Below are 26,096 nucleotides of genomic sequence, written 5' to 3'. Positions count from 1 at the left end.
TGGAAAAAGAATCTAACAGGCCCTTAAAAATCCAGAGATGGAAGAATAGAATTTTATCCATCCGATTTTTTGACGTGCCCGTCAATTAGTTACGTAAATTAGTCATAACGCAACTTCGCGTCGCAGCGGGGCGCCTCGTTGCGATTTGTTAAGTTCACTAGCACAGTGTGATTACATCAATTGCTTGAGTGGGGGAGACACAATGGCAGCGCGTATGTTTTTCAGGGGCGTAACATCGCTCGTTATCCTTTCGGCGCTCGCTTCACCGTCCTTTGCGGGTGGTCTGGAGCGCGGCGGCTATAATATCGATCAGTTGTTCGATACCTCGCCCTTCTCGTTTCAATCGGGCGTTATTTATGTCACGCCCCAGCGCAAGCTGAAGAATGCTCGCGACACGGATACCTCTGTATCTCCAGGGGGGGGCAATCTGAACAGCCGTTCGAGCACCGCCGACGATACCGCGAATTACGCCGTTCCCTATATTGGCTTCAAGGCCGGTTTCGGCGATGCGATCGACTGCCTTGTCGACTATTCCGAGCCCTTCGGCGGGCACACCGATCCCGGCTTGAACTGGGCTGGCGCCAACAACAATATCGAGACGGAGATCAAAACCCGTAATTATGGCGGCACCTGCTCCTATCGCTTCGATGTCGGTCCGGGACAGCTTCGCTTCATCGGCGGCGCCTTCTATCAGGAAGTCGAGGGCTTCAAGGAGCGTCTGGTTTCGACGGTTCCGCTTCTGGTCGGTACGGGTAATGGCATCGGTCGCCTCGATCTCGAAGACAATGGCTGGGGCTGGCGCGCCGGTCTCGCATACGAGATCCCGGAATATGCGATGCGCGCGAGCCTCGTCTATAACAGCCGCGTCAAGTACGACAACCTGACGGGCACGGTAGATCTGACCCAGGTTACCGCACCTTTTGCGCCGCTGAATGCTGCGCCTTACGGACGCGTCACGCCCGTTTTCGGTTCCGCCGAAGCGCCGGATTCGTTGGAATTGAAGCTGCAGAGCGGTATCGCTCCGGATTGGCTCGCTTTCGGTTCGGTCAAATGGACGAACTGGAGTGTCCTTCAGTCCGTGCCCTTCTGCCCGACATCGACAAAGGGCGTGATCGCCTGCACATCTGGCGGTAAGACAGAACTGACTTCGCTCGACCTTCTCTATCGCGACGGCTGGACCATCACCGGTGGCGTCGGCCACAAGTTCAATGACCAATGGGCAGGCGCCGTCAGCCTGACCTGGGATCGTGGCACCAGCCAGGGCTATGGCGCTCAGACCGATAGCTGGACACTCGGTGTCGGTGCAGCCTTCACGCCGACCGAGCACATCGAATGGCGCGTCGCCGGTGCCGTCGGCGTGCTGACGAGTGGTTCGTCTGGCGTCGTGACACAGAATGGCGTCACGTTTGGAGATGATGTCTCCTATTCCTTTGGCAACGATCTGGTTGCTGCGCTATCGACCAGCCTAAAGGTCAAGTTTTAATTCCCTGATTTGAAGAATTGAGGAGCCCGGCAGTGCCGGGCTCTTCTTTGTTTGCCGCTCTTAATCATTCCATCTTCTCGCCTCGTTTTGTGACGATTCAGCAACACTTTTTTACGACGGTTCGCGTATGGTGTCGGCGGGGCGAATTTGTCCATTTCCCGCCACAAAGAGGGCGCAGCGCTATTAGCGGGCGAGGAGATGACAAGCGTAGGGTGTGCGTAAGCAGTAGCATGGGTCGAGTTTTTTCCGGTAACGCCAGGTATCGCGATGGCGCGGGCGAGAAGCCAGCGGCAGCAGCCGTTTTGCTTTTCGCCAAAGGCATTTCCGGCCGGAAATCCGCCCCTTCGGTAGTGTTGCAGATTTACTCGTTTCAATCATTTTCAGTCTCCCGGCATGAAGCTTCGTTCCCCACGGAAGAGTGCGATACCGGTTTGGTCACATTTGCTGTTTACGAAGACGATAAAGGCGGACGGGTGGGGACCTGGGTCGCGAAAGGAGTACCGCAGGCATCACATGCGGGCCGTGCCGGAAGCCGGATGGTTCACAAGGATGTGCTGGTTTTGAAAGAGGGGTATGGGGCTGGAAGCGACGCGGGTAAAGGGGCCTTGGAGCCCGCCGCGGGATCGCTCGCCTGGAAGGAATGCATCCACGCGGGCAGAACGGCGAAAAAAAGCCGCCGCCAGGCGTCTGTGATGAACGAAAGAAACCGGTAAAGATGGTAACGTCCGAGTTCAGATTGTTCAAATTCATGCTGCTCAGCATGTCGATGGCCGTTTCGCTGGCCCTGGCCTGTCCGGTCCTGGCATTCGACATCAAGACGGGCGTGACGAAGGAATCGGGGCCCTTCGATCTCTTCAAATTCGGTTTCAAAGCTTACAAGAACGGTCAGAAGGAAGAGGCGGTCGAGGCCTATAAATACGCCGCCGAAAAGGGCCACACCGGTTCGCGCTGGGCGCTCGCCAATATGTATGCTGACGGCGACGGTGTCGCGCAGGACGATTTCGAGGCCTTCAAGATCTACAGCGAGATTGCACAGCAGGGCGTGGAGCCTGGCTCGGAGGATACCGGCTTCTTCATCAACGCGCTGCTGTCGCTTGCCAACTACTACAAGCACGGCATTTCCGGCAGCCCGGTGAAGATCGATCTCAATCAGGCCCGCCAGCTCTATTTCCAGGTTGCCTCCACCTTCGGCGTTCCCGAGGCGCAGTTCCAGCTAGCGCAGATGATGCTGGCTGGCGAGGGCGGTAGCGCCAATGTCAATCAGGCCAAGAAATGGCTCAATCAGGCCCGCAAGAGCGGCCATCCCGGCGCCATGGCGGTCTTCGGCAACATCCTCTTCGATGAAGGCCAGTCTGCTCGCGGTCTCGCGCTGATGACGGCGGCTCTCGATCGCTGTAAGCCGAAGGATTGCAGCTGGATGCAATCGCTTCAGGAAGATGCCTTCTCGATCGCCAGCGAAGCGGATCGGCGCACGGCCGTATCCCTGTCGCACACGATTGCGAGCGGCTCGGACGATTGAGTTTTCGAGCAATTACAGCAAAAGTGCTTAGCGGTTTTGCGTCCGGAATTGCGTAAAACGGAAGTGCTTTAAATCTCAGGCAGCGAAATCGAAGTAAGCGACGACGGGCACGTGGTCCGACGGCTTTTCCCAGGCACGCACATGCTTTTCGATGGCCGCTGACGTCATGCGGTCGGCGGCTTCCGGCGACAGCATCAAATGGTCGATGCGGATGCCGTTGTTCTTCGGCCAGGCGCCGGCCTGATAATCCCAGAAGGAATAGAGCGCCGTCGCATCGGTTGCCGAACGCACCGCATCGGCGAGACCGAGATTTTCCAGCCGGCGGAAGGCTTGGCGCGTCTGCGGCAGGAAGAGTGCATCGCTTTCCCAGACCTTCGGGTCGAAGCAGTCATGCGGCTCGGGAATGACATTGTAGTCGCCGGCCAGAATGAAAATTTCCTCGTATTCAAGGCGCTCGGCCGCGAACTTGCGCAGCCGTTCCATCCAGGCGAGCTTGTAGGGGTATTTTTCCGTTTCCGGCGGGTTGCCGTTCGGCAGGTAGAGGCAGCAGACGCGCGCCACCTTGTTGCCGGGCAAGGAGAAGACGGCTTCGAGAAAACGCGCCTGCTCATCGAGCGGATCGCCCGGCAGGCCGCGATTGACTTCGGATGGTGAGCTCTTGGAAAGAATGGCAACGCCGTTGAAGCCCTTCTGTCCATGCGTTTCGACATGGTAACCGAGCGCCTCGATTTCCAGCCGCGGGAAGCCTTCGTCGACCGTCTTGATTTCCTGCAGGCAGACGATATCAGGACTGGAATCCTTCAGCCATTGCGTGAGGTTGTCGATACGCGCCTTGACGCCATTGATGTTCCAAGTCGCGATCTTCATGGCTTCATCCTGCTCTCTGTGCTGAACGCTCTTTTATCTCGCTCCCGCGTCAGAGGACAAGACAAGAAACCGGCCGGAAGAAAATCTTCGGCCGGTTATCAATGGAAAGTCGTTCAAAGTCGTTCTTGGATCAGATCGCGAAGCTGGTGCCGCAGCCGCAGCTTGCCACCGCATTCGGATTCTTGATCTGGAAGGACTGGCCGAGCAGGTTGTCGACGAAATCAATCTCGGAGCCTGCCATGTAGACTAGCGAGAGACTGTCGATCAGCACCTTGGCATCATTCTTCTCGACGACGATATCGTCGTCAGCTGCGCCATCCACAAGATCGAACTTGTAGGAAAAGCCGGAACAGCCACCACCTTCGACGGAGACGCGCAGCGCGCTCTTGCCGGGATCGCTGCCGACGATAGCGGCAATACGCTTTGCCGCGGCATCGGAAAGGGTTACATTCACTTCAGTCATTCTTCCTCCTGCCGGGGTCAAGATCCGGAGAGAATTCTTTTTCGGCGTTTGATATTCAAACGCATGATATCAAAGAAACTTATCATGTTCCTTCGGTAAAGGACAGGATCTGGCGAAGCGGACAATGAAGCGCCTCTTTGCCGTTTCTGTAAGCTATAGGTATGAAGAGCGGATAGCCGCGTCAATGGGCAAGGCTACAACGCGTTAGTGACGGTGAAGAATGAGCTTCGACAGGCATGCATTGGGTTTCGGTTATGGCGAACGGGCGGCTTATGCGGCAGATCCATGGAACTCGCGCGGGCGTCTCTATCACGAGAGCGGCAGCCCGACGCGTTCCGATTTCCAGCGAGACCGCGATCGCATCATCCATACGACCGCCTTTCGCCGGCTGAAGCATAAGACGCAGGTTTTCATCGCCCAGGACGGCGACCATTACCGCACGCGCCTGACACACACGATAGAGGTAGCACAGATTGCCCGCGCGCTTGCCCGCGCCCTGAAGGCTGACGAGGACTTGGCCGAGGGCGTGGCGCTCGTCCACGATTTCGGCCATACGCCCTTCGGCCATACCGGCGAGGATGCGCTGCATGAAGAACTGCTGCCCTATGGCGGATTCGATCACAATGCCCAATCCTTGCGCATCGTCACCAAACTCGAGCGGCGTTATGCCGAATTCGACGGCATCAATCTGACCTGGGAAAGCCTCGAAGGCCTCGTCAAGCACAATGGTCCGCTGCTGACGGCCGATGGCGTCGGCACGCGTGGACCGGTGCCGCAGCCGATTCTTGATTATTGCGAGCTGCACGATCTGGAACTTGCGAGCTATGCGAGCCTGGAAGCCCAGGCAGCAGCGATTGCTGATGATATCGCCTACAATACCCACGACATCGATGACGGTCTGCGCTCGGGCTACCTGAATTTCGAGATGCTGGAGGAAATTCCGTTCCTTGCCGGGCTAATGGCCGAGGTAAGGGAGCGCTACCCGCATCTGGAGCCGAGCCGCTTCACGCATGAAATCATGCGCCGCCAGATCACGCGCATGGTTGAGGATGTCATCGGTGTGGCGCAGAAGCGCCTGGCAGAGCTGAAACCGCAGAGTGCCGATGATATCCGTAAGGCGGATCATGTGATTGCGACCTTTTCGGATGAGATGGCCGAGACCGACAGGCAGATCAAGGCGATGCTCTTCAAGCGCATCTACCGGAATGCAGATATTATGCGCATCCGCGCTGGTGCCGCCCAGATCGTCAAGGATCTCTTCGGCGCCTACATGGCCAATCCCAAGGAGATGCAAAGCCATTATTGGGTCGACCATATCGCCGGCCTTTCCGATGCGCCGAAAGCGCGGCATGTCGGCGATTATCTGGCCGGCATGACGGATACTTATGCCATCAGTGCCCACAGGCGATTGTTTGACCACACTCCGGATTTGCGATAGGCAGCGGGCGCCCGGCAGCCGCCGGCAAACCCGTTGGCACGGCCTGTGCATGGAAGAATGCGATGAACCTTTTTACCGATTTTGAAGCCAGGATTAAAAACGCCCTTGAACAGCTCGATCTGGTCAAGGAAAAGCGATCCGAGCTCGATTTCGGTCGCATTGCAGTCGAGCCGCCGCGTGATGCGAGCCACGGCGATGTGGCGACCAACGCCGCCATGGTGCTTGCCAAGCCGCTTGGCACCAATCCGCGCGCGCTTGCCGAAATCATCATTGCCAAGCTGCAGGAAGACACCGACGTCGCCGAGGTTTCGGTTGCCGGCCCGGGCTTCATCAATATCAGGCTCTCCGTCGGCTACTGGCAGCGCCTGCTTGCCTCGATGATCCAGTCAGGCACCGGCTACGGCCGCTCGGGCCTGGGGCAGGGCAAGAAGGTCAACGTCGAATATGTCTCGGCCAACCCGACGGGCCCCATGCATGTCGGTCATTGCCGCGGCGCCGTCGTCGGTGACGCGCTGGCAAACCTGCTTGCCTTTGCCGGCTACGATGTCGTCAAGGAATATTACATCAACGATGCCGGCTCGCAGATCGATGTGCTCGCTCGTTCCGTCTTCCTGCGTTACCGCGAGGCGCTCGGCGAGAAGATCGGCGAGATTCCGTCAGGTTTCTATCCCGGCGACTATCTGGTCCCGGTCGGAGAATCGCTCGCTGCCGAATATGGCGTGCGCCTGCACAACATGCCGGAAGAGCAGTGGATGCCGATCGTCAAGAATCGCGCCATCGAGATGATGATGGTGATGATCCGCGAGGATCTGGCCGCTCTCAACGTCCACCACGATATCTTCTTCTCCGAGCGCACGCTGCATGCCAACGGCGCGGCTGCCATTCGCACGGCGATCAACGACCTGACCTTCAAGGGCTATGTCTACAAGGGCACGCTGCCGCCACCGAAGGGCCAGCTTCCTGAGGATTGGGAAGACCGCGAACAAACGCTCTTCCGCTCGACTGAAGTCGGTGACGATATCGACCGTGCGCTGATCAAGTCGGACGGTTCCTATACCTATTTCGCTGCCGACCTTGCCTACTTCAAGAACAAGTTTGACCGCGGCTTCGACGAGATGATCTATGTGCTCGGCGCCGACCATGGTGGCTACGTCAAGCGTCTCGAGGCGGTTGCGCGCGGCGTTTCCGACGGTAAGGCGAAGCTGACGGTGCTGCTCTGCCAGCTCGTCAAGCTCTACCGTGACGGTGAGCCGGTGAAGATGTCGAAGCGCTCGGGCGATTTTGTCACATTGCGCGATGTCGTCGAAGAAGTCGGGCGTGATTCGGTCCGTTTCATGATGCTTTACCGCAAGAACTCGGAGCCGTTGGACTTCGATTTCGCCAAAGTAACGGAACAATCCAAAGATAATCCGGTCTTCTACGTGCAGTATGCGCATGCCCGCTGCATGTCCGTCTTCCGGCAGGCGAAGGAAGCCTTCCCGGATCTCGCCCCGACACCGGAGCTTTTGGCGCAATCCGTTGCAAGCATTACGGATTCTGCCGAATTGCAGCTGATTGCCAAGGCTGCAGAATTCCCGCGTATCGTCGAAAGTGCAGCCCAATCTCAGGAGCCGCATCGCATCGCATTTTACCTTTATGATCTTGCCAGCGCCTTCCATGCCCACTGGAACAAAGGTAAAGATCAGACTGAATTACGATTTGTTAACGATAAGAACCGAGAATCAAGTATTGCCAGACTTGGGCTGGTGTACGCTGTCGCGTCGGTTTTGAAGTCGGGACTTGCCATTACAGGTACTGCCGCACCGGACGAAATGCGATAACGTCACCATTTCCCCACAATGCGCTGGCATTGAAGTGTTTGCGTTTTTTGAGTGGGATGGGCATGGCTGATAAACGACTTGCGTATGACACGCGCGGTAAAGACGATATGTTTGCCGACGATGATCCGTTGGCTGAACTTGCTCGTATCGTCGGCTTTGAACCTCGAATTGCGGCCAATACTGTAGATGAGCCTCAGCGGCAGGAGCCGGTCCTCAATCTCGAGGACGAGCTTCTCCGTGAGTTCGAGCGTTACGATGCGCCGCGTCCCCTGGCTGATCTCGATCATCCGGCCGAGCCAATCGCTCAGGAAGTCGAAACCTACGACTATGCCGAGCCAGTCCACGAGGACGTGCCCTCCATAGGCGAGGAGCTCGCGCCGTCGGTTATGTCCGATTTCGAGACGCCTGTCGTCAAGCCCGAATTTTCTACGGAAACTGCCATAGCTCCCGAAGTAGCCGCGCCTGAGCCGGTCGCAGCCGAATGGGAAGCGCCTGTCGCCACCGACTGGGCTCCCGCTCCGTCAAAGCCTGTCGCTGTTTCCGCAGAACCTCCGGTTACCTTGACGGCCTATGGTGGCGCCCGCGATCTGATCGAAGAGCTTGAGCTTTCGATCGGCGGCGCTCTTCCTGTCGCTCCGGCCGTTCAGTCGCCGGCGAAGGCGCCGCAGTGGTCGGCTGCCAGCATTCGTCTGCCACTCGCCAATTTTCACGCGCCGCGTCGTGAAGAGCCGGTCGTCGAGACACCAGTTGTCGATACAACTGTTATTGAGCCGGCTCAGGCTCCGGTTGAAGCCTTGGTCGACGAGCCCGAGTTTGTTGCCGAACCGGAATTGACGGTCGAACCCGAAGTGGTTGCGCCTGAGGTAATTGAAGAGCCTCTGGCGGTCGCCGCGGTTGAAGCGGCAGATTTCGAGCCGGTTGCGGCCTCCTTCGGTTTTCCGGCCGAGATTGATCGCCACGAAGAAGTCGCCCTCCCTGAAGAGCCTGTCGCGACGTTCGAAGATGTTGCTGCCTTCGAAGAGCCGACCGAGCCCGACAATGCCGGTTTCGATCTGATTGCTGCGACCGCCGAAGGTGACGTCCATGCCGATGCAGCCTTGACGGAGGCGCCGCCGGAGTCAGCCTTTGATACGGATGCCTTTGATCTCGACGATCTTCTGGCGGATGTTTCCCGTTATCCCGTGCCGCAGCGTGCTGGTGCCTCCGTCGTGTCCGAACCTGTTGCCGCGACGCCTGAGACTGTTGCCACGCCACCGGTGCCGCAGCCGGTCTCGGCTCCTGCCGCGCCTGTTTTCCGGGCCCCCGTCTTTGATGCGCCCGTCTTTGAGGCCCCTATCTTCGAAGCGCCTGTCTTCGAAGCGCCCGTTGCTCGTGCACCGGCTCAGCCGACGGTGATTGCGCCTGTGCCGATGAGCCGTGCGACGCCCGTTCTTCGTCAACCCGAAGCGGTCGTTCGGGAGCCGATAGAGCCGGTGTCGCAGCCTATCGCGCCAGCGCCGGTCGTCGCGCGTCAGCCGGAACTGGAGGCCGAAGATCCCTTCGCCGGCCACGATTTCGAACTGGATCTCGCCGGCATCGAGCTGGAGCTCGCCGATCTCGATTTCTCTGAGCAGCCGGCTCCGCAGCCGAAGCCCGAGCCCGTGCGTGCAGCACCCTTGGTCGCAGCGCAGCCTGCGCCGCGTCCGCAGCCGCAATCCGCACCGGTTTTCGTGCCGGAGCCGCAGCCTGCTCCGGTGAGCTACGCCAAGCCGGCGCCGGCAAACGAATCCACCGATGATCTGCCCTTCGATCCCTCGATGATCTCCGATCCGGAAGAACGTCCCGAGACGGTCGAGGATATGCATGTTCCGACCCTGCCGCCTGTCGAGCATACGGAGCCGGTCACAAAGACCGCGGATTTCGATTTCGATCTCGATGCCGAGATCGCAAGCTTCTTCGAGCCTGCCAAGCGGCAGGAAAAAGCGCCGGTCGCCCCTGCCTGGGCGCCTCCGGCCGCTGCTGCATCGGCTGCCGCTGCGGTCAAACCGGCAAGCACCGCCTTCGCCGACGGTCTTGATGATTTCGAACGCGCGCTGGAAGAGGACTTCCGCCGCAGTGTGCGCGAGCCGGTCGAGCGCCGCGAGAACGTTTCCGAAGTCCATATCGAATCCGCAAGCCAGACTGCCGATTTCAACCGCGCTCGCTCCATGCGCCGCCTGCTGGCTGCAGCCGCCATGCTGGTCGTTTTTGCCGGTGGCGCTTACGGCGTCTACAGCTGGGTGTCCAACGGTGCCGGCCTCAGCATCGCCGGCTCCGGCGAGCCGCGCGTCATTACTGCCGACAAGGATCCGGTGAAGGTCGCTCCCGAAAATCCGGGCGGCAAGACCGTGCCGAACCAGGACAAGGCCGTCTATGATCGTGTCGCAGGTGCCGCCGAAGAGCCGAAGCAGAAGGCTCTGGTCTCCTCCGACGAACAGCCGGTCGATGTCGTTCAACGCACGCTGACGCCTGAAGTCTCGCCTGATGACGATGAAGGCAATGGCGATTCCGTGCTGCCGACTGCCGTCGGCGAGACGCAGGATCCGCGCTTGCTGCCCGACCACAACGCGACCGCGGACGCGTCCGCTGCCGATGACGATGCGACACCGTCCGTCTCGCCGCGCAAGGTCCGCACGATGATCGTCAAGCCGGACGGCACGCTCGTTGCCCGCGAGGAGCCGGCACCTGTCGAGCAATCCGCACCGGCCAATGAGGTGGCATCGGCAACGCCCGCAGCCCAGCCGGCAGCGACGCCGTCTGCTGCAAGCTTCCCGGCAAGCAACGGCAATCAGGTCGCGTCCACCGCTCTTCCGCCTGTCGGAACGACGCCTGCAGCCCAGCCGGCTCAGACGGCTAAGGTGGCTGAGGTGAACGCTGCCAACGCAAATCAGGTTGATCCGCCGGTTCGCGCAGTCAAGACGACACCGATCACCGATACAGCGTCGGCTGCGCCGACCGATACAGCGCCCGTCCCAACGGCTCGCCCGGCCGAACAGCCGGTCAATGTCGTCGGCACGGTAACCGAAAACGGCAATGTCCGCCCGACGGCTCAGCAGAAACCGACACAGGTCGCTTCCGCGCCGGCAGCAGCCGCTGCCCCGCCGTCACAGCAGGCTCCGACCGCCGCAAGCGGTGGCTACGGCATCCAGATCGCATCGCTGCCGTCAGAGGATGAAGCAAAGAAGTCCTACGCCAGCCTGTCGAAGAAGTTCGCTGGCGTGCTCGGTGGCCGTGCTTACGAAATCCGTAAGGCCGATATTGCCGGTAAGGGCACTTTCTACCGCGTCCGCATCCCGGCCGGCTCGAAGGATGAAGCTGCCGCCCTTTGCGAGCAGTATCGCTCTGCCGGTGGAAGCTGCCTCATCTCGCGCTGAGCTTTCTGGCTAGTCTTATCGGAGCGGCGGGCTTGTCCCGCCGTTCTTTTTTGTGGGATCGCGCTTGAGCTTGCTCGCAATTCGCGGGGTGGCCCTTATGATTCGAGTATGACCGAATCAAAAGCAATGATCCTCGGCTGCAGCGGCCTTAAGCTGACCGATGAAGAGAAGGCCTTCTACAAGGCTGAACGCCCTTGGGGCTTCATCCTTTTCGGACGAAATATTTCCGAAGCCCAGCAGATCAGCGATCTCGTTGCCGAGCTGCGCCAATGCGTCGGTTGGCACGCGCCCGTGCTGATCGATCAGGAAGGCGGCCGCGTCCAGCGCATCCGCCCGCCGATCCTGCAGCATTATCCGCCGGGACAGGCGCTTGGCGATCTCTATCGCCGCGACCGGGCGCTTGGGCTGCGCGCCGCCTGGCTGATGTCGCGCCTGCATGCCTTCGATCTCCAGAGGTTTGGCGTCAATGTCGATTGCCTGCCGGTATTGGACGTACCGGTCGAAGGCAGCAGCAACGTTATCGGCAACAGGGCTTATGGCGGCGATCCCGTCACCGTCACGGAAATGGGGCGGGCCGCAGCCGCGGGGCTGAAAGCCGGCGGCCTGCTGCCGGTCATGAAGCACATGCCGGGGCATGGGCGCGGTTTTGCGGATTCGCATCTGGAGCTGCCCGTCGTAACGGTGTCGCGCGAGGAGCTGGAAGCCCACGACTTCCCGCCCTTCGTTGCCATGAAGGACGAATTGATGGCGATGACCTGCCATGTCGTCTTCACGGCCATCGACCCGGATAATCCGGCCACCACCTCCCGCAAGGTGATCGATGAGGTGATCCGCACCGAGATCGGCTTCAAGGGACTGCTGTTGTCGGACGATACCTCGATGAACGCGCTTGCCGGCACAATCGGCGAACGAGCGGCGAATATCATTGCAGGCGGCTGTGATATCGTGCTGCACTGCAACGGCTATATGGACGAGATGCGTGAGGTCGTGGCAAATGTTCCGCCGCTGACAGGTCTTGCGCGCGAGCGGGCACGACTGGTCGAGGAAGGTTTCCCGACGGCCGATGCTACGGACGAGGCAGCGATAAGAGCAGAATTCGACGCGATGTTTGCGACAGCGTGAGCAGGGGCCTGAAAGGTAGGGTAGGGTGAACACGATCAAGGGCACGGAGCGGTCTCAGGCGGCGGCAACGCCGATGGACAAGCTGTGGCAGGAGAATGGCGCCGAGCGCGCTACTCATGAGCCGGCACTCGTCATCGACGTCGCTGGCTTCGAAGGCCCGCTCGATCTCCTGCTTTATCTGGCTCGCAACCAGAAGGTCGATCTGTCGCGCATTTCCGTCCTGGCCCTTGCAGAGCAGTATCTGCAGTTCGTCGAAAGCGCGCGGCGTATCCGCATCGAGCTCGCCGCCGATTATCTGGTCATGGCGGCTTGGCTCGCTTACCTGAAATCGCGACTGCTGATCCCCCAGCAGGTGAAGGACGACGGCCCTTCAGGTGAGGAGATGGCTGCAACGCTCGCCTTTCGCCTGAAGCGGTTGGAAGCGATGCGCCAGGTGGCCGACGGTCTTGTCAACCGCAACCGGCTCGGCCGGGATATTTTTGTCCGCGGCGCGCCGGAGCATATCCCGGATCGCCAGCAGTCCGATTATGTTGCCAACCTCTACGACCTCCTGAGCGCCTATGCGGCGTTGCGCCAGCGCCACGCGATCACCCAGGTGACGATCGAGCGCCGCAATGTCTGGTCGCTTACCGATGCCCGTGAACTGCTGACCCAGTTGATCGGCGACATCGTCGACTGGACAGTGCTCGAACAATATCTGCTGCGTTATCTCGCCAGTCCCGCCGAGCGCGTCACTGCCGTAGCCAGCGCATTTGCCGCCTCGCTGGAGCTAGTGCGCGAAGGGAAGCTCGAAATACGCCAGGACGGCGCCTTCCAGCCGATCTATATGCGCCGCGGCCCGAAACATGCCACCTTGCAAGTGGTCGAACAGGAGCAGTCGGATTGATCGACGCGCAAGACGATGACTTTGAAGGCGAAGACGGGGAAGGCGAGGGCATTGTCCGCGATCTGCAGGCTGAAATAGAGGCTGAGCGCATAGCTGAAGCGTTGGTTTTCGCCTCCGCCCAGCCGGTATCCGAAGGCTTCATCACCGAACGTCTGCCAAAGGGATTTAACGCGCATGAGATCATGCTGCGCCTGAAGGAGCAGTACGCGCCGCGCGGCGTCAATCTTGTGCAGGTCGACAGCGCCTGGGCCTTCCGCACGGCGGCAGATCTTTCCTTCGTCATCCGCCGCGACGAGAACGAGGTCAAGAAACTCTCTCGTGCAGCACTCGAAGTGCTTGCGATCATTGCCTATCACCAGCCGGTGACGCGCGCCGAGATCGAAGACATCAGAGGTGTCCAGACCTCCCGCGGCACTCTCGACGTTCTCATGGAGGCGGGCTGGGTGCGTTTCCGTGGCCGTCGCCGCACGCCGGGCCGGCCTGTTACGCTCGGCACGACGCGAGATTTTCTCGACCATTTCGGCCTTGAGGAATTGCGCGACCTGCCGGGCCTCGAAGAGCTGAAGGGTGCCGGCCTCCTGTCCGGCCGCATCCCCGCCAATTTCAATATTCCTTCGCCCCTCATGAACGACGAACTGACCGAGGATGAGGATCCGATCACCCAGATGGATCTCGAGGAACTCGGACTGCTGGCCCCCGGCGGCGCGTCCGAGGAATAACGAAGCTTGGTCTTGCTTTTGCCACGCCCGCGCAAAACAATGTCAATCACGACTTTTCGATGGATGAATGACTTGTCACAAAGGCCGATACCGTGACATTAAGCTCAATCCAGAAGGATTGATGTTGGAAACCGTATTGGAAATTCTTACATCGAGGGAACATCGCAACAGGGAGTATGGGTAATGGGTTCTTTTAGCATGTGGCACTGGCTGATCGTTCTGGCCATCGTGCTTTTGTTGTTCGGTCGCGGCAAGATCCCGGAACTGATGGGCGACGTTGCCAAGGGCATCAAGAGCTTCAAGAAGGGCATGACGGACGAAGACGCGCCGGAAGCAGCAAAGACCGTCGATCACAAGGCCGACGAAACGAAGTAATCACGTACGGGAAAGGGCGCTGCCCCCGCGCCGCCCGTTCAGGAGCCTTGCATGTTCGATATTGGCTGGACCGAACTTTTGGTTATCGCGGTCGTTCTGATCGTGGTTGTCGGTCCCAAGGATCTGCCACCGATGCTGCGCGCTTTCGGCAAGATGACGGCACGTGCCCGCAAGGTCGCGGGCGAGTTTCGTGCCCAGTTCGACGAAGCGCTTCGCGAAGCCGAGCTTGACGACGTGCGTAGCACGATCAGCGACGCCCAGAAACTCAACCCGGTCAACAGCCTGCGCGAGGCGATGAACCCGCTGCGCCAGATGGGCAACGAGATCAAAGCCGACCTGCAGAATTCGACGAAGGTCGAGAAGCCGGCAGAACAGCGCCCGCTAGAGCAGGGCGCCGAGACTGCGACGGAAGTGCCGCCTGCGGAAGTTTCCGTGCCGGCGCCGTCCATGAGCCTGCCGGAAACACCGCCGGTCGTTCCTGCGCCGCAGCCGGTCGCTGCCGCCACCGTTGTTCCGGTCGCCGTGGCCGAAAAGCCGAAGGCCGTGCGCAAGCCGCGCGTGAAGGCTGCAGACAAGGCTGATGCCGTTGCATTAGTCGCGGCACCGGTCGAGAAGCCGAAGCGCGCTGCCGCGACAAAGAAGCCGGCCGCTGTCGCAAAGCCGGCCGCCAAAAAGAAGAAGGATGAGGCATGAGCGGTGACACACAAGACAAGCCGCAGCCATTGATCGAGCACCTGATGGAGCTGCGCACGCGGCTGATCTGGTCGATCGCAGCCTTCTTCATTGCCTTCATCGCGTGCTTCATCTTCGCCAAGCACATCTTCAACTATCTGGTCTATCCCTATAAGCTCGCTGTCGGCTGGGCTCATCTCGATGTCGAGAAAGCCCAGCTCATCTACACCGCGCCGCAGGAATTCTTCTTCACGCAAGTCAAGGTCGCCATGTTCGGCGGTCTTGTGATTGCTTTCCCGATCATCGCAGCACAGATCTACAAGTTCGTTGCTCCCGGCCTCTACAAGAACGAACGCCAGGCCTTTTTGCCGTTCCTGATCGCATCGCCGATCCTGTTCCTCATGGGCGGCGCGCTGGTCTATTTCTTCTTCACGCCGATGGTCATGTGGTTCTTCCTGTCGATGCAGCAGGCACCGGGCCATGACGAAGTGGCAATCTCGCTTTTGCCGAAGGTTTCGGAATATCTGAGCCTCATCATGACGCTGGTCTTTTCCTTCGGCCTCGTCTTCCAGCTCCCGGTCATCACCACGCTTCTGGCCCGCGTCGGTCTTCTCACGTCGCAATGGCTGGCTGAAAAGCGCAAGTTTGCGATCGTGCTTGCCTTCGTCGTAGCCGCGGTGCTGACGCCGCCCGATCCCATGTCCCAGATCGGCCTTGCGCTGCCGACGATCCTTCTCTACGAGATTTCCATCTACGCGGCACGACTCGTGGAGCGTCAGCGTTCCAAACAGGCGCTTGAAGAGGCCAGCGAATCCTCTGACGTCGCCAAGACGGACAGCGTCTGAGCGCATCAGGACATTTCACTGAGTTCTGCCGTTTCCCATCCGGTCGGGGTTTTCTCCGACCGGTTCATTCCTGTTGAAACGATCTGGAACGACGATGCTCGATATCAAATGGATCCGTGAGAATCCCGAGGCCCTCGATGCCGCCCTTGCAAAGCGCGGAGCGGAGCCTCAGTCGCAATCTCTCATCGCCCTTGACGAGAAGCGCCGCTCCGCCGTGCAGAAGGCGCAGGATCTGCTGTCCCGCCGCAACACCGCCTCCAAGGAGATCGGTGCGGCCATGGCGCAGAAGAACGCCGAGCTTGCCGACAAGCTGAAGGGCGAGGTCGCCGAGATCAAGGAAACTCTGCCGGCTGCCGAAGAGGAAGAGCGTGCACTTTCCGCCGAGCTCAACGACCAGCTTTCGCGCATCCCGAACGTGCCGCTCGATGAGGTGCCTGTCGGCAAGGACGAGCACGACAATGTCGTAACGCGTATCGTCGGCGAAAGGCCGCGCTGGAACCACGCGCCGAAGGAGCATTTCGAAATAGGCGAAGCCCTCGGCTATATGGATTTCGAACGTGCCACCAAGCTCTCCGGTTCGCGCTTCACGGTGCTGACCGGGCCGCTCGCCAAGCTGGAACGCGCGCTCGGCCAGTTCATGATCGACCTCCACACAACCGAACACGGCTATACCGAAGTGTCTTCGCCGTTGATGGTGCGGGGCGAGGCACTGTTCGGCACCGGCAACCTGCCGAAGTTCGAGGAAGATCTCTTCAAGACGACGGATGGTCGTTACCTCATCCCGACCGCGGAAGTGACGCTGACCAACCTGGTTCGTGAAGAAATCCTCGATCAGGAAAAGCTGCCGCTGCGCTTCACTGCTCTTACGCCATCCTTCCGTTCGGAGGCGGGATCTGCCGGCCGCGATACCCGTGGCATGCTGCGCCAGCACCAGTTCTGGAAGTGCGAGCTGGTCTCGATCACCGACGCCGAGAGCTCGCTCGCCGAACATGAGCGCATGACGGCCTGTGCCGAAGAAGTGTTGAAGCGCCTCGGTCTGCATTTCCGCACGATGACGCTCTGCACGGGCGATATGGGCTTCGGCTCGCGCAAGACCTACGACCTCGAAGTCTGGCTGCCGGGCCAGAATACGTTCCGCGAGATTTCGTCCTGCTCCGTCTGCGGCGACTTCCAGGCGCGGCGCATGAACGCGCGCTATCGCGGCAAGGACGACAGGGCAACGAAGTTCGTTCATACGCTGAACGGCTCCGGTACGGCTGTCGGCCGCTGCCTGATCGCGGTCTTGGAAAATTATCTGAACGAGGATGGTTCGGTCACGATTCCGGACGTTTTGCAGCCCTATATGGGCGGCCTGACGAAGATCGAACGGGCGGCTTGAGACCATGCGCATCCTGCTGACGAATGACGACGGTATCCATGCCGAAGGCTTGGGTGCGCTGGAACGGATCGCAAGGGCGCTTTCTGACGATGTCTGGATTGTCGCCCCCGAAACCGACCAGAGCGGCCTTGCGCATTCGCTCAGCCTTTCGGAGCCGTTGCGGCTCCGGAAGATTTCCGACAAACACTATGCGCTCCGCGGCACGCCGACCGATTGCGTCATCATGGGCATCAAGCAGGTGCTGGATATCAAGCCGGACCTCGTCTTGTCCGGCGTTAACTCCGGCTCCAACGTCGCCGACGACGTGACCTATTCCGGCACCATCGCCGGCGCCATCGAAGGCACGATGCAGGGCGTGCGCTCCTTCGCCCTCAGTCAGGCCTATATCTATGATGACGGTGCCCGCATCCTGCCCTGGGAGGTGTGCGAGGCTCACGCTCCGGCGCTGCTCGAAAAGCTGATGACGGTCGATCTTCCTGAAGGCACCTTCCTGAACCTCAACTTCCCGAACTGTCGTCCCGATGAAGTCGAGGGCGTTGAAGTGACCGCGCAAGGCAAGCTTGCCTTCAACCTGCAGGTCGATGCGCGCACGGATGGTCGTGGCTTCCCCTATTACTGGCTGAAATTCGGCGAACGCGCCGGCGCCTTTACCGAGGGCAGCGATATTCACGCCCTCAAGCATAATAAGATTTCGGTAACACCTTTGAAACTTGATCTGACCGATTATTCCGTGACGGACCGCGTGGCGCGGGCCCTCGGACGCGGAGTAAAGGGTTGACGGCAAAACTGGCCGAGAAGGAAGGCTTCGCAGCGCTGGTCTTGAGATTGCGCGCGGAAGGCATTTCCGACATCGATTTGCTGACGGCTGTCGAGCAGACGCCGCGCTCGCTTTTCGTCCCGCCGCAATTTACCGAGAACGCCTATTCCAGCCGCACGATCCCGATCGAGTGCGGCTCATTTCTGGAGGGCGTCGATTTCGCCGTCCGTCTTTTGCATCACCTGAAGGTCCGCCCCGGTCAGCGCGTACTCGAGATCGGCACGGGCAGCGGCTTTACCGCGGCGGTTATCGGTCGCATTGCAGAACGCGTGCTGACGGTCGATCGCTACAAGACGCTGACGTTTTCGGCCCAGCGCCGCATGGAAAAGCTCAGCCTGCGCAGCGTCATCATCCGCCATGCCGATGGCAGCGGCGGCATGCAGGGCGAGGGCACTTTTGACCGCATCCTCGTTACGGCCGCTTTCAATTCCATGCCGCGCTTCTATGCCGATCAGCTGGTGTCCGGCGGTTCCATGATTGCGCCGCTGATGATCTCCGAGAATGAATGCCGCATGGTGCGGCTGACAAAGACCGGCAGCCGCTTCGAGCGGGAAGAGCTCTTCGACGCTCCCTATCTGCCGATTGTTCCAAGGCTTGCTTCGCAGCTCTAGACCGGCAGCCCGCAAGGCCCGACGGGCTATGATTTTTCGCCCGCAAACTTATGGTTATCAAGTTCTCAAAAATATAGCACTGATTCCAGCGCCTTAACCGCATGGTAACACTAACGCGCTTTAATAGATTCACAAATGGTTGCGTTCTAAGTGGGTCGAGTCATGCGTTTCAGTCTTTCGCCGAAGTTCGGGAAATCGGCCGGCAATTTTCTGGTCGTCGCCTTGCTGGCGAGTGCAGCAACAGGCTGCAGCTCCGATGTAACACGTTTCGGCAATCTGTTTTCTTCCTCCGGGCAGGATCAGATGACGACGAATTCGATCCCGCGCAGGGGTTTCAACGGGCCGCAGGGCGACCCGGTGCCGCGCGCCGATCTTGGTGGTTCGGCCATGCAGCCGTCTTACGCTCAGAATAATACGATGAGCCAGCCCTATCCGGGCCGCCCGAGCTATGATCCGGTTGCCACATCCGGCTCCGCCGCACGGATGGCATCCGCACCGGTTTCCGTTCAGCGCACCGAACTCGCGCCGCCGAGCGCAGGGTCCGTTTCTCCCCGTCAGCGGGAAAGAGACGTTGCGCTTGCCCAGCCGTTTCCAGCCGCTCCGAAGCCCGATCGCATCGCTCCGGCGGGCATGAATGCGCCGAGAGTTACTCCCGATACGCTGACGACGGGCACGACGCCGAAGGTTTCGGGCTGGTCGGGGACCAATGCTCCGTCGGTCACGCTGCGTCCGGGTGAAAACATCGCTGTCCTTTCCCGCCGCTACGGCGTTCCGGAAAAGGAAATCCTGCGTGTCAACAATCTGAAGACGGCTTCAGCTGCGCAGCCCGGCCAGGCGATCCTCATCCCGACCTTCAACGGCGGCAACAATGCTGCCAAGGCTGCAGCTCAGTCCGCCGACCTTTCCAAGCCTGGCGACCTGCCGCAGCCGACGAAGGGCCAGGAGCAGAAGGTTGCTGTCGTTCCGGGTGCCAATTCGGCTCGCGACAAGACTGTCGCGAGTGCAGATCCAACGGGCAAAGCTCCTCCGGCAGGCGGCAAGAATCCGAATGGTGCCGCGGGAACCTACACAGTCAAGCAGGGTGACTCGCTAGCCAAGATCGCCAAGGCGACGGGCGCCAACATCGACGATATCAAGGCAGCCAACAATCTGTCGGCGAGCTCGATCCGCATCGGCCAGGAGTTGAAGATCCCGAACGGCGGAGCTTCTGCCGACACGATCAAGACGGCCTCCATCCCGGCGCAGAAGGTCGAGCAGGTCAAGCCTGCCCAGCCGGCGAGCGCCCCGGTCCAGACGGCCTCCGCGCAGCCGGCGCCCTACAAGGCCCCTGCCGCCACGCAGACAGTCGATGACGTCGAGAAGAAGTCCGATGTCAGCGCTGCTGCTCCTGAAGCCACCGGCATCGGCAAATATCGCTGGCCGGTTCGCGGCCAGGTGATCGCTGCCTATGGCGCCAACGTCAACGGCAGCCGCAATGATGGCATCGATATCTCGGTTCCGCAGGGGACTGCGATCAAGGCTGCCGAAAACGGCGTTGTCATCTATGCCGGTAACGGCCTGAAGGAACTCGGCAACACGGTTCTCGTCCGTCACGACGACGGCACCGTCACCGTCTACGGCAATGCCGATACGCTGAGCGTTACCCGCGGCCAGAAGATCCAGCGTGGCCAGACGGTCGCCATGTCGGGCATGAGCGGCAACGTCAAGCAGCCGCAGGTTCACTTTGAGGTTCGCAAGGATGCGTCCCCGGTCAACCCCATGACATTTCTTGAATAGGTGAGATTTCTGAGCAGGTAGAGCGTCTCAGGAAAGTGCAAAAGCCCGGCCAGCAGCCGGGCTTTTGTCGTTTTAGGCGTGTCGCCCAAAGTCCGCAGTGATTTTGCTAGAACGACACGCGTGAGGAAATGCTCAAGCGCGGTCGAGATGGACGCGCATGCGGCCGGCCAGATCCTGGATATATTGCCAGGCAACGCGACCGGAGCGGGCGCCGCGGGTCGTTGCCCATTCCAGCGCCTCGGCATGCATCCTCTCGCGCTCAAGGCCGAGCTTGAAGTGTTCGGCGTAGCCATCGATCATCGTCAGATAATCTTCCTGGCTGCATTTGTGGAAGCCGAGCCACAGGCCGAAGCGGTCCGAGAGTGACACCTTCTCCTCGACAGCTTCGGACGGATTGATTGCCGTCGACTGCTCGTTTTCCATCATGTGGCGCGGCAGCAGGTGGCGCCGGTTGGACGTGGCATAGAACAGCACATTGTCCGGCCGCCCTTCCACGCCCCCATCGAGCGCCGCCTTGAGCGACTTATAGGCGGTATCGTCGTGGTCGAAGGAGAGGTCGTCGCAGAAGACGATAACGCGATGCGGCGTATCCTTGAGGAGGTCGAGGAGCGTCGGCAGGCTGGCAATATCTTCGCGATGCACTTCGACGAGTTTCAACGATACGCTGCTCTCGCGGCGCACATCTTCATGCACGGCCTTGACCAGCGAGGACTTGCCCATGCCACGCGCGCCCCAGAGCAGCACGTTGTTGGCTGCATAGCCCTCGGCAAAACGCACGGTGTTTTCGTGCAGGATGTCGCGCACGTGATCGACGCCACGGATAAGCTTTAGCGCCACGCGATTGGGACGCCTGACGGGCTGCAGATAATGGCGCGCAGGGGACCAGACGAAACAGTCAGCGGCGTTCCAGTCATTGGCAGCGGGCGCCGGTCCCGCCAACCGTTCGACCGCATCCGCAAGCCTCTTCAGCTCCTGAAGCAGAACACTATTGATTTCTTCGGCCATCGGGTGCCTCCTTGATAGATTGCAGCGATAATCCGCTTTCGCTTTTTTGATGCCGGGTAGCATGGCCTTTCCACAGCGGAAAGGTTATGAGGCAGCGGAATCGGTACGCTTTCCGGCTGTTTTTGTTGCATTCATAAAGGCTGCAACTATAGTCCGGCGACTTGAAAAGAGAGGCGGGGTTCCGCCGCCCATAGCCTGAGGAGCTTAGCATGTTTTTCACCCCGGCATTTGCCCAGAGCGCAACTGACGCCACGAGTGCTTTCGGCGGCTCAGGCCTCGAAATGATCATCCTGTTCGTGCCGCTGATGGTGGTCTGGTATTTCCTGCTCATCCGCCCGCAACGCGCGCAGGCCAAGAAGCGTGAAGAGACCTTGAAGGCGATCCGTCGCGGCGACCAGATCGTTACCGGCGGCGGCCTCGTTGGCAAGGTCACGAAGGTTGTCGACGAGAAGGAAGTCGAAGTCGAAATCGCCGAAGGCGTGCGCGTCCGCATCGTCCGCACCGGCATTTCCGAAGTCCGCGTAAAGGGCGAGCCGGTCAAGGCCGACGCTGCATAACATGCGATAGCAACACCCGCCGGATCGGAAGATAGTCGAGAGAATGCACCATTTTTCCCGCTTAAAGACACTTCTGATCTGGTTGGTCGCGATTGTCGCAGTTATCGTCGCTGCGCCCAATCTCCTGAGCCAGGCGCAGCTCTCTTCCTTGCCAAGCTGGATTCGGCAGGATCGCGTCACCCTCGGTCTCGATCTGCAGGGCGGCTCTCATATCGTACTCCGCCTCGAACGCTCCGACATTATCCGTGGCCGGCTCGAGGCAACGGTTGCCAGCGTTCGTGATGCGCTTCGTAGAGCCGGCATCCGCTATACGGGGCTTACCGGAACTGCACAGACGGTGACGGTCAAGGTTACCGATACGGCGCAGCTTCAGGCCGCAGCCGATCTCCTGAAATCACTGACCTCAGCTAATGTCTCGCTGCAGCAGAGCAATGACGGCCAGTTGACGCTGCAGATCTCCGACAAGGCGATCGATGCCGATACGGTTGCTGCGCAGACCCGCTCGCTCGATATTGTCGCCCGCCGCATCGCCGGTTTCGGCAAAGAGAATTTCACTGTTCGTCCTGACGGGGACGATCGTATCGCGGTACAGGTTCTAGGCTCCGTCGATGCCGAACGGCTGAAGAACCTGCTGAACGAACCCGCCGCGCTCTCCTTCCACCTCATTGATGAGAGCATGACCGGCCAGCAGGCGCTTGCCGGCCGCTGGCCCGCGACATCGCAGGTGCTTTATTCGCTGGATGATCCGCCGGTTCCCTATCTCGTCGATCGCACGGCGATAGCGACAGGCGCTGATTTTGCCGAAGTCGATACGAAGACCGATCCGCAAACGCAGGACAGCGCCATTGTCTACCGGCTGAATGCCGAGACGGCAAAGCGTCTGGCGCAGGCAACGACCGCCAATGTGGGAAAACATCTTGCCATCGTCTTTGATGATCAAGTCATGGCGAACCCGGTCATCGAAGCGCCGATCACAGATGGTAGCGGCGAGATATCAGCCAATTTCTCCGAAGAGGGCGTTCAGGATCTGGCCGTCATGTTGCGGGCCGGCGCACTGCCTGCGACGCTGACATCAGTGGAAGAGCGCACCGTCAGCCCGGTCTTCGGCTCGGAATCCGTTTTCTCCGGTCTTGTCGCCGGCATTGTCGCTGTCGTGCTCGTCGCAACGCTGATGATCGCGCTCTACCGGATGCTCGGCATCATCGCCGTCGTGTCGCTGGCCTTCAATCTGGTGCTGATCGTCGCAGTGTTGAGCCTTGCGGGTGCGATATTGACGCTTCCAGGCATTGCAGGCCTCGTGCTGATCGTCGGCATGGCCGTTGATTCCAATGTGCTGATCTATGAGCGCATCCGCGAAGAGGAGAGAGTGCCGCATACCACCTTCGCCCAGGCGGTCGAGCGTGGCTTCTCGCGGGCTTTCGCTACCATCGTCGATGCCAACGTCACGATCTTCATCGCCGCTGTCATTCTCTTCTTTGTCGGCAGCGAATCCATTCGCGGCTTTGCCGTGACGCTGGCCGTCGGCATCCTCACGACCATCCTGACGGCCTTCACGCTGACGCGCGGCTTCGTGGTTGCCTGGCTTGCAAGACGCCATCCTCGCCATCTGCCGAAGAGCGCGCTGACCGGCCTCTTCGAGCATGCCAATATCCGCTTCATGGGTATTCGCCGCTATGTCTTTACGGCATCGGCAGCACTTTGCATCGCCGCCATGCTCGCCTTCGCAACGGTAGGCCTGCAGCTCGGCATCGACTTTACCGGCGGTTCATTGGTCGAGGTCAAGGCGAAGCAGGGCAATGCCGATATTGCCGATCTCAGCGCCCGTCTCAACGAACTGAACCTCGGACCGGTGCGCGTTGAGCGCATCGGCGATGCCACCAACGCCCTGATCCGTGTTGGCTCGCAGGATGGCGGCGAAAATGCCGAGCAGTCGGTCGCAACATTCATTCGCGGCGAACTGGCCGAGGACTACGATTTCCGCCGTGTCGAGGTTGTCGGCCCGGCTGTCTCCGGCGAACTGACGATGCTGGCGACGATTGGCATCCTTGCTTCGCTATTCGCCATCCTCGTCTATATCTGGATCCGCTTCGAGTGGCAGTTTGCGGTCGGCGCAATTGTTGCGACGCTGCACGACGTCATCATCATGCTCGGCCTCTTCGTGCTGACCGGTATGGAATTCAATCTGACGAGCGTCGCAGCACTCCTGACCGTCGTCGGCTATTCGCTGAATGATACCGTCGTCGTTTATGACCGCATGCGCGAAAACCTCAAGCGCTACAGGAAGATGCCACTGCCGATCCTAATCGATGCGGCAATCAACCAGACACTCTCGCGCACCATTCTGACGGCGGCCACGACACTGCTTGCGCTCTTTGCACTCTATATTTTCGGCGGCGCCGTCATCCGCTCCTTCACTTTCACCATGCTCTTCGGCGTTGCGCTCGGAACATTCTCCTCCATCTATATAGCCGCGCCCGTTCTCATCATCTTCCGGCTGCGCCGGGAGAGCGGTGGCGAGGACGAGGGCGATATCAGCATGAAATCCGGCAAGCCGGCGGTATAGATACATGGCAAAAGGCATTGAAATCCGCGACGCCCATTTCCCGGGCCGCGCTCCCATCGACACCTATGGCAATGGCGGCTTCCGCTTTGCGGATATGTCGCATCGCGGCTCCATCCTCTGCCTGCCATCGGGCATCCACGGCTGGGATATGGACATGACGAAGCCGCTGTCGGTGGAAAATTTCCGCCGTGTGCTTGATGAAGCCGCCGATATCGAAGTGCTGCTCGTCGGCACGGGCACGGAGCTTCGCCGCCTGCCCCAGGAGTTGCGTGCTGCTCTCAAGGCACGGGGTATCTCTTCCGATCCAATGAGCACGGGTGCTGCCGTGCGCACCTTCAACATCATGCTCTCCGAACAGCGCGCCGTCGCCGCCGCCCTGATTGCGGTTTGAACATGGCCGATCCGAAGACGAACCAGGAGATCAGCCTGGCGATGCTGCGCGACATCGATCGCGATCGCTACCTCGCCTGCCTGCTGTCGCCTGATGACAAGCGCGGTGCGCTCGCCGCCCTCTATGCCTTCAACGCCGAACTCGCGCGTATCCGCGACCTCGTGCACGAGCCGCTGCCCGGCGAGATCCGCATGCAATATTGGCGCGACCTTCTGGAAGGCAATGCACATGGTTCGACCGAGGCCAATCCGCTCGCGGCAGCCCTTCTTTCGGCCGTCGAGACGCACCGGCTTCCACGCCAGACGCTCGTCAATATGATAGAGGCGCGAATATTCGATCTCTACGACGACCCGATGGAAAGTCGAACCGTGCTGGAAGGCTATGCAGGCGAAACAGCCTCAGCACTTATCCAGCTTGCAGGCCTCATCCTTTCCCCGGAAGAGGCGATGAAATCTGCAGATGCGGCCGGTCATGCCGGCGTGGCGCAGGCCATTTCCGGCATGCTGTTGCTGATGCCGCTCCATCAACGCCGTGGCCAGGTCTATATCCCGCTCGAAATTCTCTCGGCGACGGGCCTCGACCGGGAGACCTTCCTGGCTGGTGCGGACAAGCCGCGCATCTCTGCAGCCATCGAAGCGTTTGCCGGGCTCGGCCGCGATCACCTTGCCAAGGCGAGGGCGTCTGCCCTGCCGCCATCTGTGCTGCCCGCCTTCCTGCCGGTTGCGCTTGCGGAACCGGTGCTGGTGAAGGCACAGAAGCGCGGTGCGGCTGTTCTGGAAACCTCGCTGCAAGAGCCGCAATGGCGCCGTCAGATGCGCATGGCATTTGCCGGCATGCGCAAGAAAATCTGACAACGGTCAAACTCGCGCAAGTCTCGCGCGTTATGTCAGGCATAACCCCATTCTAAACGGAGAATCCGCGTGGGCATTATCGTCTGGTGCGTTCTTTTCGCCATCGTCATCTTCTTCGCCTTCGTGGCTACGCGCATGGCTGCTCAGAACAAGGAAGATGGCCTGCATGACACGGGCCTTGCCATCATCGAGTTTGGGCGCGCATTCCCCAATGAAGCGATCCGCCAGCTTCAGGCGACCGTTGACGGTCAGGCCGTCTTCGTGCGTCTGCATGACAACAAGGCCGGCTTCATGCGCAACATGTCGCGCCACTTCGCCTGCCATCTGATCGAGCCCGGTACTGTGCGGGTTTTGGCTTCTGAAACCGGCAGGGGGCTGAGCATCGAATTTATCAATGCGCCCCATCACAACGGCACTTACGAGTTTGCTTCGGCCAAGGAGGCGTCGGAAGTGTCGCTCTGGCTGCTCGGCAACTATATCGCCGAGCCGGATAAGGAATTGCCTGCGCCGAATTCGTCCGCCGCAAACGGCCATTAGTCAAAACAA

Annotated in this window: 24 protein-coding genes; 21 read left to right on the top strand and 3 right to left on the bottom strand. The window is 60.1% G+C overall.

The window, feature by feature from the left end:
- Positions 1 to 202 precede the first annotated feature (202 nt).
- Genes AB4Z13_RS15840 through exoR form a run of 3 tightly spaced genes read left to right on the top strand, consistent with a single transcriptional unit; the run spans position 203 to position 3,002 of the window.
- Positions 203 to 1,483 carry an OmpP1/FadL family transporter gene (locus AB4Z13_RS15840; RefSeq protein WP_113325714.1) on the top strand — a complete coding sequence of 427 codons (1,281 nt, stop codon included), beginning with the start codon at positions 203 to 205 and terminating at the stop codon, positions 1,481 to 1,483.
- A 32-nt stretch (positions 1,484 to 1,515) separates the two neighbouring features.
- Complete coding sequence (locus AB4Z13_RS15835) at positions 1,516 to 2,196, top strand: hypothetical protein (protein WP_439014825.1); 681 nt, start codon at positions 1,516 to 1,518, stop codon at positions 2,194 to 2,196.
- 2 nt (positions 2,197 to 2,198) lie between these two features.
- The gene (gene exoR, locus AB4Z13_RS15830) at positions 2,199 to 3,002 is read left to right on the top strand and encodes an exopolysaccharide production regulator ExoR (protein WP_113325715.1); all 804 of its coding nucleotides are present in this window, start codon (positions 2,199 to 2,201) and stop codon (positions 3,000 to 3,002) included.
- 75 nt (positions 3,003 to 3,077) lie between these two features.
- Here exoR and xth read toward each other — a convergent pair whose 3' ends face one another.
- A complete protein-coding gene (xth, locus tag AB4Z13_RS15825; protein ID WP_113325716.1) occupies positions 3,078 to 3,869 on the bottom strand; it encodes an exodeoxyribonuclease III in 792 nt (263 codons plus the stop codon).
- Between the two features lie 130 nt (positions 3,870 to 3,999).
- Positions 4,000 to 4,332 carry an iron-sulfur cluster insertion protein ErpA gene (gene erpA, locus AB4Z13_RS15820; protein WP_007815592.1) on the bottom strand — a complete coding sequence of 111 codons (333 nt, stop codon included), beginning with the start codon at positions 4,330 to 4,332 and terminating at the stop codon, positions 4,000 to 4,002.
- Positions 4,333 to 4,552: 220 nt separating this feature from the next.
- On the opposite strand from erpA, the gene AB4Z13_RS15815 reads away from it, so the two are divergent.
- The 13 genes from AB4Z13_RS15815 to AB4Z13_RS15755 all read left to right on the top strand — a co-directional run bounded on the left by AB4Z13_RS15815 (position 4,553) and on the right by AB4Z13_RS15755 (position 20,183).
- Positions 4,553 to 5,770, top strand: a complete 1,218-nt coding sequence (locus AB4Z13_RS15815) for a deoxyguanosinetriphosphate triphosphohydrolase (RefSeq protein ID WP_113325717.1) — start codon at positions 4,553 to 4,555, stop codon at positions 5,768 to 5,770.
- Positions 5,771 to 5,832: 62 nt separating this feature from the next.
- The gene (argS, locus tag AB4Z13_RS15810; protein WP_439014826.1) at positions 5,833 to 7,590 is read left to right on the top strand and encodes an arginine--tRNA ligase; all 1,758 of its coding nucleotides are present in this window, start codon (positions 5,833 to 5,835) and stop codon (positions 7,588 to 7,590) included.
- A 62-nt stretch (positions 7,591 to 7,652) separates the two neighbouring features.
- Complete coding sequence (locus AB4Z13_RS15805; RefSeq protein WP_439014827.1) at positions 7,653 to 10,982, top strand: SPOR domain-containing protein; 3,330 nt, start codon at positions 7,653 to 7,655, stop codon at positions 10,980 to 10,982.
- 108 nt (positions 10,983 to 11,090) lie between these two features.
- Positions 11,091 to 12,104 carry a beta-N-acetylhexosaminidase gene (gene nagZ / locus AB4Z13_RS15800; protein WP_439014828.1) on the top strand — a complete coding sequence of 338 codons (1,014 nt, stop codon included), beginning with the start codon at positions 11,091 to 11,093 and terminating at the stop codon, positions 12,102 to 12,104.
- Between the two features lie 25 nt (positions 12,105 to 12,129).
- Positions 12,130 to 12,990 (top strand): segregation and condensation protein A, encoded by an 861-nt coding sequence (locus tag AB4Z13_RS15795; RefSeq protein ID WP_439014829.1) that lies wholly within the window; start codon positions 12,130 to 12,132, stop codon positions 12,988 to 12,990.
- Positions 12,987 to 13,709 carry an SMC-Scp complex subunit ScpB gene (gene scpB / locus AB4Z13_RS15790; protein WP_113322433.1) on the top strand — a complete coding sequence of 241 codons (723 nt, stop codon included), beginning with the start codon at positions 12,987 to 12,989 and terminating at the stop codon, positions 13,707 to 13,709. Before AB4Z13_RS15795 ends, scpB begins: the two co-directional genes overlap by 4 nt.
- A 183-nt stretch (positions 13,710 to 13,892) precedes the next feature.
- Positions 13,893 to 14,084 (top strand): twin-arginine translocase TatA/TatE family subunit, encoded by a 192-nt coding sequence (locus AB4Z13_RS15785; protein WP_007813596.1) that lies wholly within the window; start codon positions 13,893 to 13,895, stop codon positions 14,082 to 14,084.
- A gap of 51 nt (positions 14,085 to 14,135) precedes the next feature.
- Positions 14,136 to 14,777 (top strand): Sec-independent protein translocase protein TatB, encoded by a 642-nt coding sequence (gene tatB / locus AB4Z13_RS15780; protein ID WP_439014830.1) that lies wholly within the window; start codon positions 14,136 to 14,138, stop codon positions 14,775 to 14,777.
- Positions 14,774 to 15,601 (top strand): twin-arginine translocase subunit TatC, encoded by an 828-nt coding sequence (gene tatC, locus AB4Z13_RS15775; RefSeq protein WP_439014831.1) that lies wholly within the window; start codon positions 14,774 to 14,776, stop codon positions 15,599 to 15,601. The genes tatB and tatC overlap by 4 nt, the downstream gene beginning before the upstream one ends.
- 94 nt (positions 15,602 to 15,695) lie before the next feature.
- A complete protein-coding gene (gene serS, locus AB4Z13_RS15770; RefSeq protein WP_439014833.1) occupies positions 15,696 to 16,979 on the top strand; it encodes a serine--tRNA ligase in 1,284 nt (427 codons plus the stop codon).
- A 4-nt stretch (positions 16,980 to 16,983) separates the two neighbouring features.
- Entirely contained in the window at positions 16,984 to 17,757 is a 774-nt protein-coding gene (gene surE / locus AB4Z13_RS15765; protein ID WP_439014834.1) for a 5'/3'-nucleotidase SurE, read from the top strand.
- Positions 17,754 to 18,407: a protein-L-isoaspartate(D-aspartate) O-methyltransferase gene (locus tag AB4Z13_RS15760; protein ID WP_442206269.1), complete on the top strand. Its 654-nt coding sequence runs from the start codon at positions 17,754 to 17,756 to the stop codon at positions 18,405 to 18,407. The genes surE and AB4Z13_RS15760 overlap by 4 nt, the downstream gene beginning before the upstream one ends.
- A gap of 162 nt (positions 18,408 to 18,569) precedes the next feature.
- The gene (locus AB4Z13_RS15755) at positions 18,570 to 20,183 is read left to right on the top strand and encodes a peptidoglycan DD-metalloendopeptidase family protein (protein WP_113322427.1); all 1,614 of its coding nucleotides are present in this window, start codon (positions 18,570 to 18,572) and stop codon (positions 20,181 to 20,183) included.
- A 132-nt stretch (positions 20,184 to 20,315) separates the two neighbouring features.
- On the opposite strand, the gene AB4Z13_RS15750 is transcribed toward AB4Z13_RS15755, so the two are convergent.
- The gene (locus AB4Z13_RS15750; RefSeq protein WP_113322426.1) at positions 20,316 to 21,188 is read right to left on the bottom strand and encodes an ATP-binding protein; all 873 of its coding nucleotides are present in this window, start codon (positions 21,186 to 21,188) and stop codon (positions 20,316 to 20,318) included.
- 209 nt (positions 21,189 to 21,397) lie between these two features.
- Here AB4Z13_RS15750 and yajC point away from each other — a divergent pair, with 209 nt between their 5' ends.
- From yajC to AB4Z13_RS15725, 5 genes are all read left to right on the top strand, one after another.
- Positions 21,398 to 21,745, top strand: coding sequence for a preprotein translocase subunit YajC (gene yajC / locus AB4Z13_RS15745; protein WP_439014836.1), 348 nt, complete (start codon positions 21,398 to 21,400; stop codon positions 21,743 to 21,745).
- A gap of 43 nt (positions 21,746 to 21,788) precedes the next feature.
- Positions 21,789 to 24,308, top strand: a complete 2,520-nt coding sequence (gene secDF, locus AB4Z13_RS15740) for a protein translocase subunit SecDF (protein ID WP_439014837.1) — start codon at positions 21,789 to 21,791, stop codon at positions 24,306 to 24,308.
- 4 nt (positions 24,309 to 24,312) lie between these two features.
- Positions 24,313 to 24,699, top strand: a complete 387-nt coding sequence (locus tag AB4Z13_RS15735; RefSeq protein ID WP_007813576.1) for an Mth938-like domain-containing protein — start codon at positions 24,313 to 24,315, stop codon at positions 24,697 to 24,699.
- A complete protein-coding gene (locus tag AB4Z13_RS15730; protein ID WP_439014838.1) occupies positions 24,696 to 25,550 on the top strand; it encodes a phytoene/squalene synthase family protein in 855 nt (284 codons plus the stop codon). Before AB4Z13_RS15735 ends, AB4Z13_RS15730 begins: the two co-directional genes overlap by 4 nt.
- A gap of 69 nt (positions 25,551 to 25,619) precedes the next feature.
- A complete protein-coding gene (locus AB4Z13_RS15725; protein WP_007813572.1) occupies positions 25,620 to 26,087 on the top strand; it encodes a hypothetical protein in 468 nt (155 codons plus the stop codon).
- Positions 26,088 to 26,096 lie beyond the last annotated feature (9 nt).

The sequence above is a fragment of the Rhizobium sp. YAF28 genome (assembly GCF_052113285.1).
In the GTDB taxonomy this organism is placed as follows: Bacteria; Pseudomonadota; Alphaproteobacteria; order Rhizobiales; family Rhizobiaceae; genus Rhizobium.
Note: the sequence above shows the minus strand (reverse complement) of the source record. Positions and strands in the feature narration are given on the sequence as shown.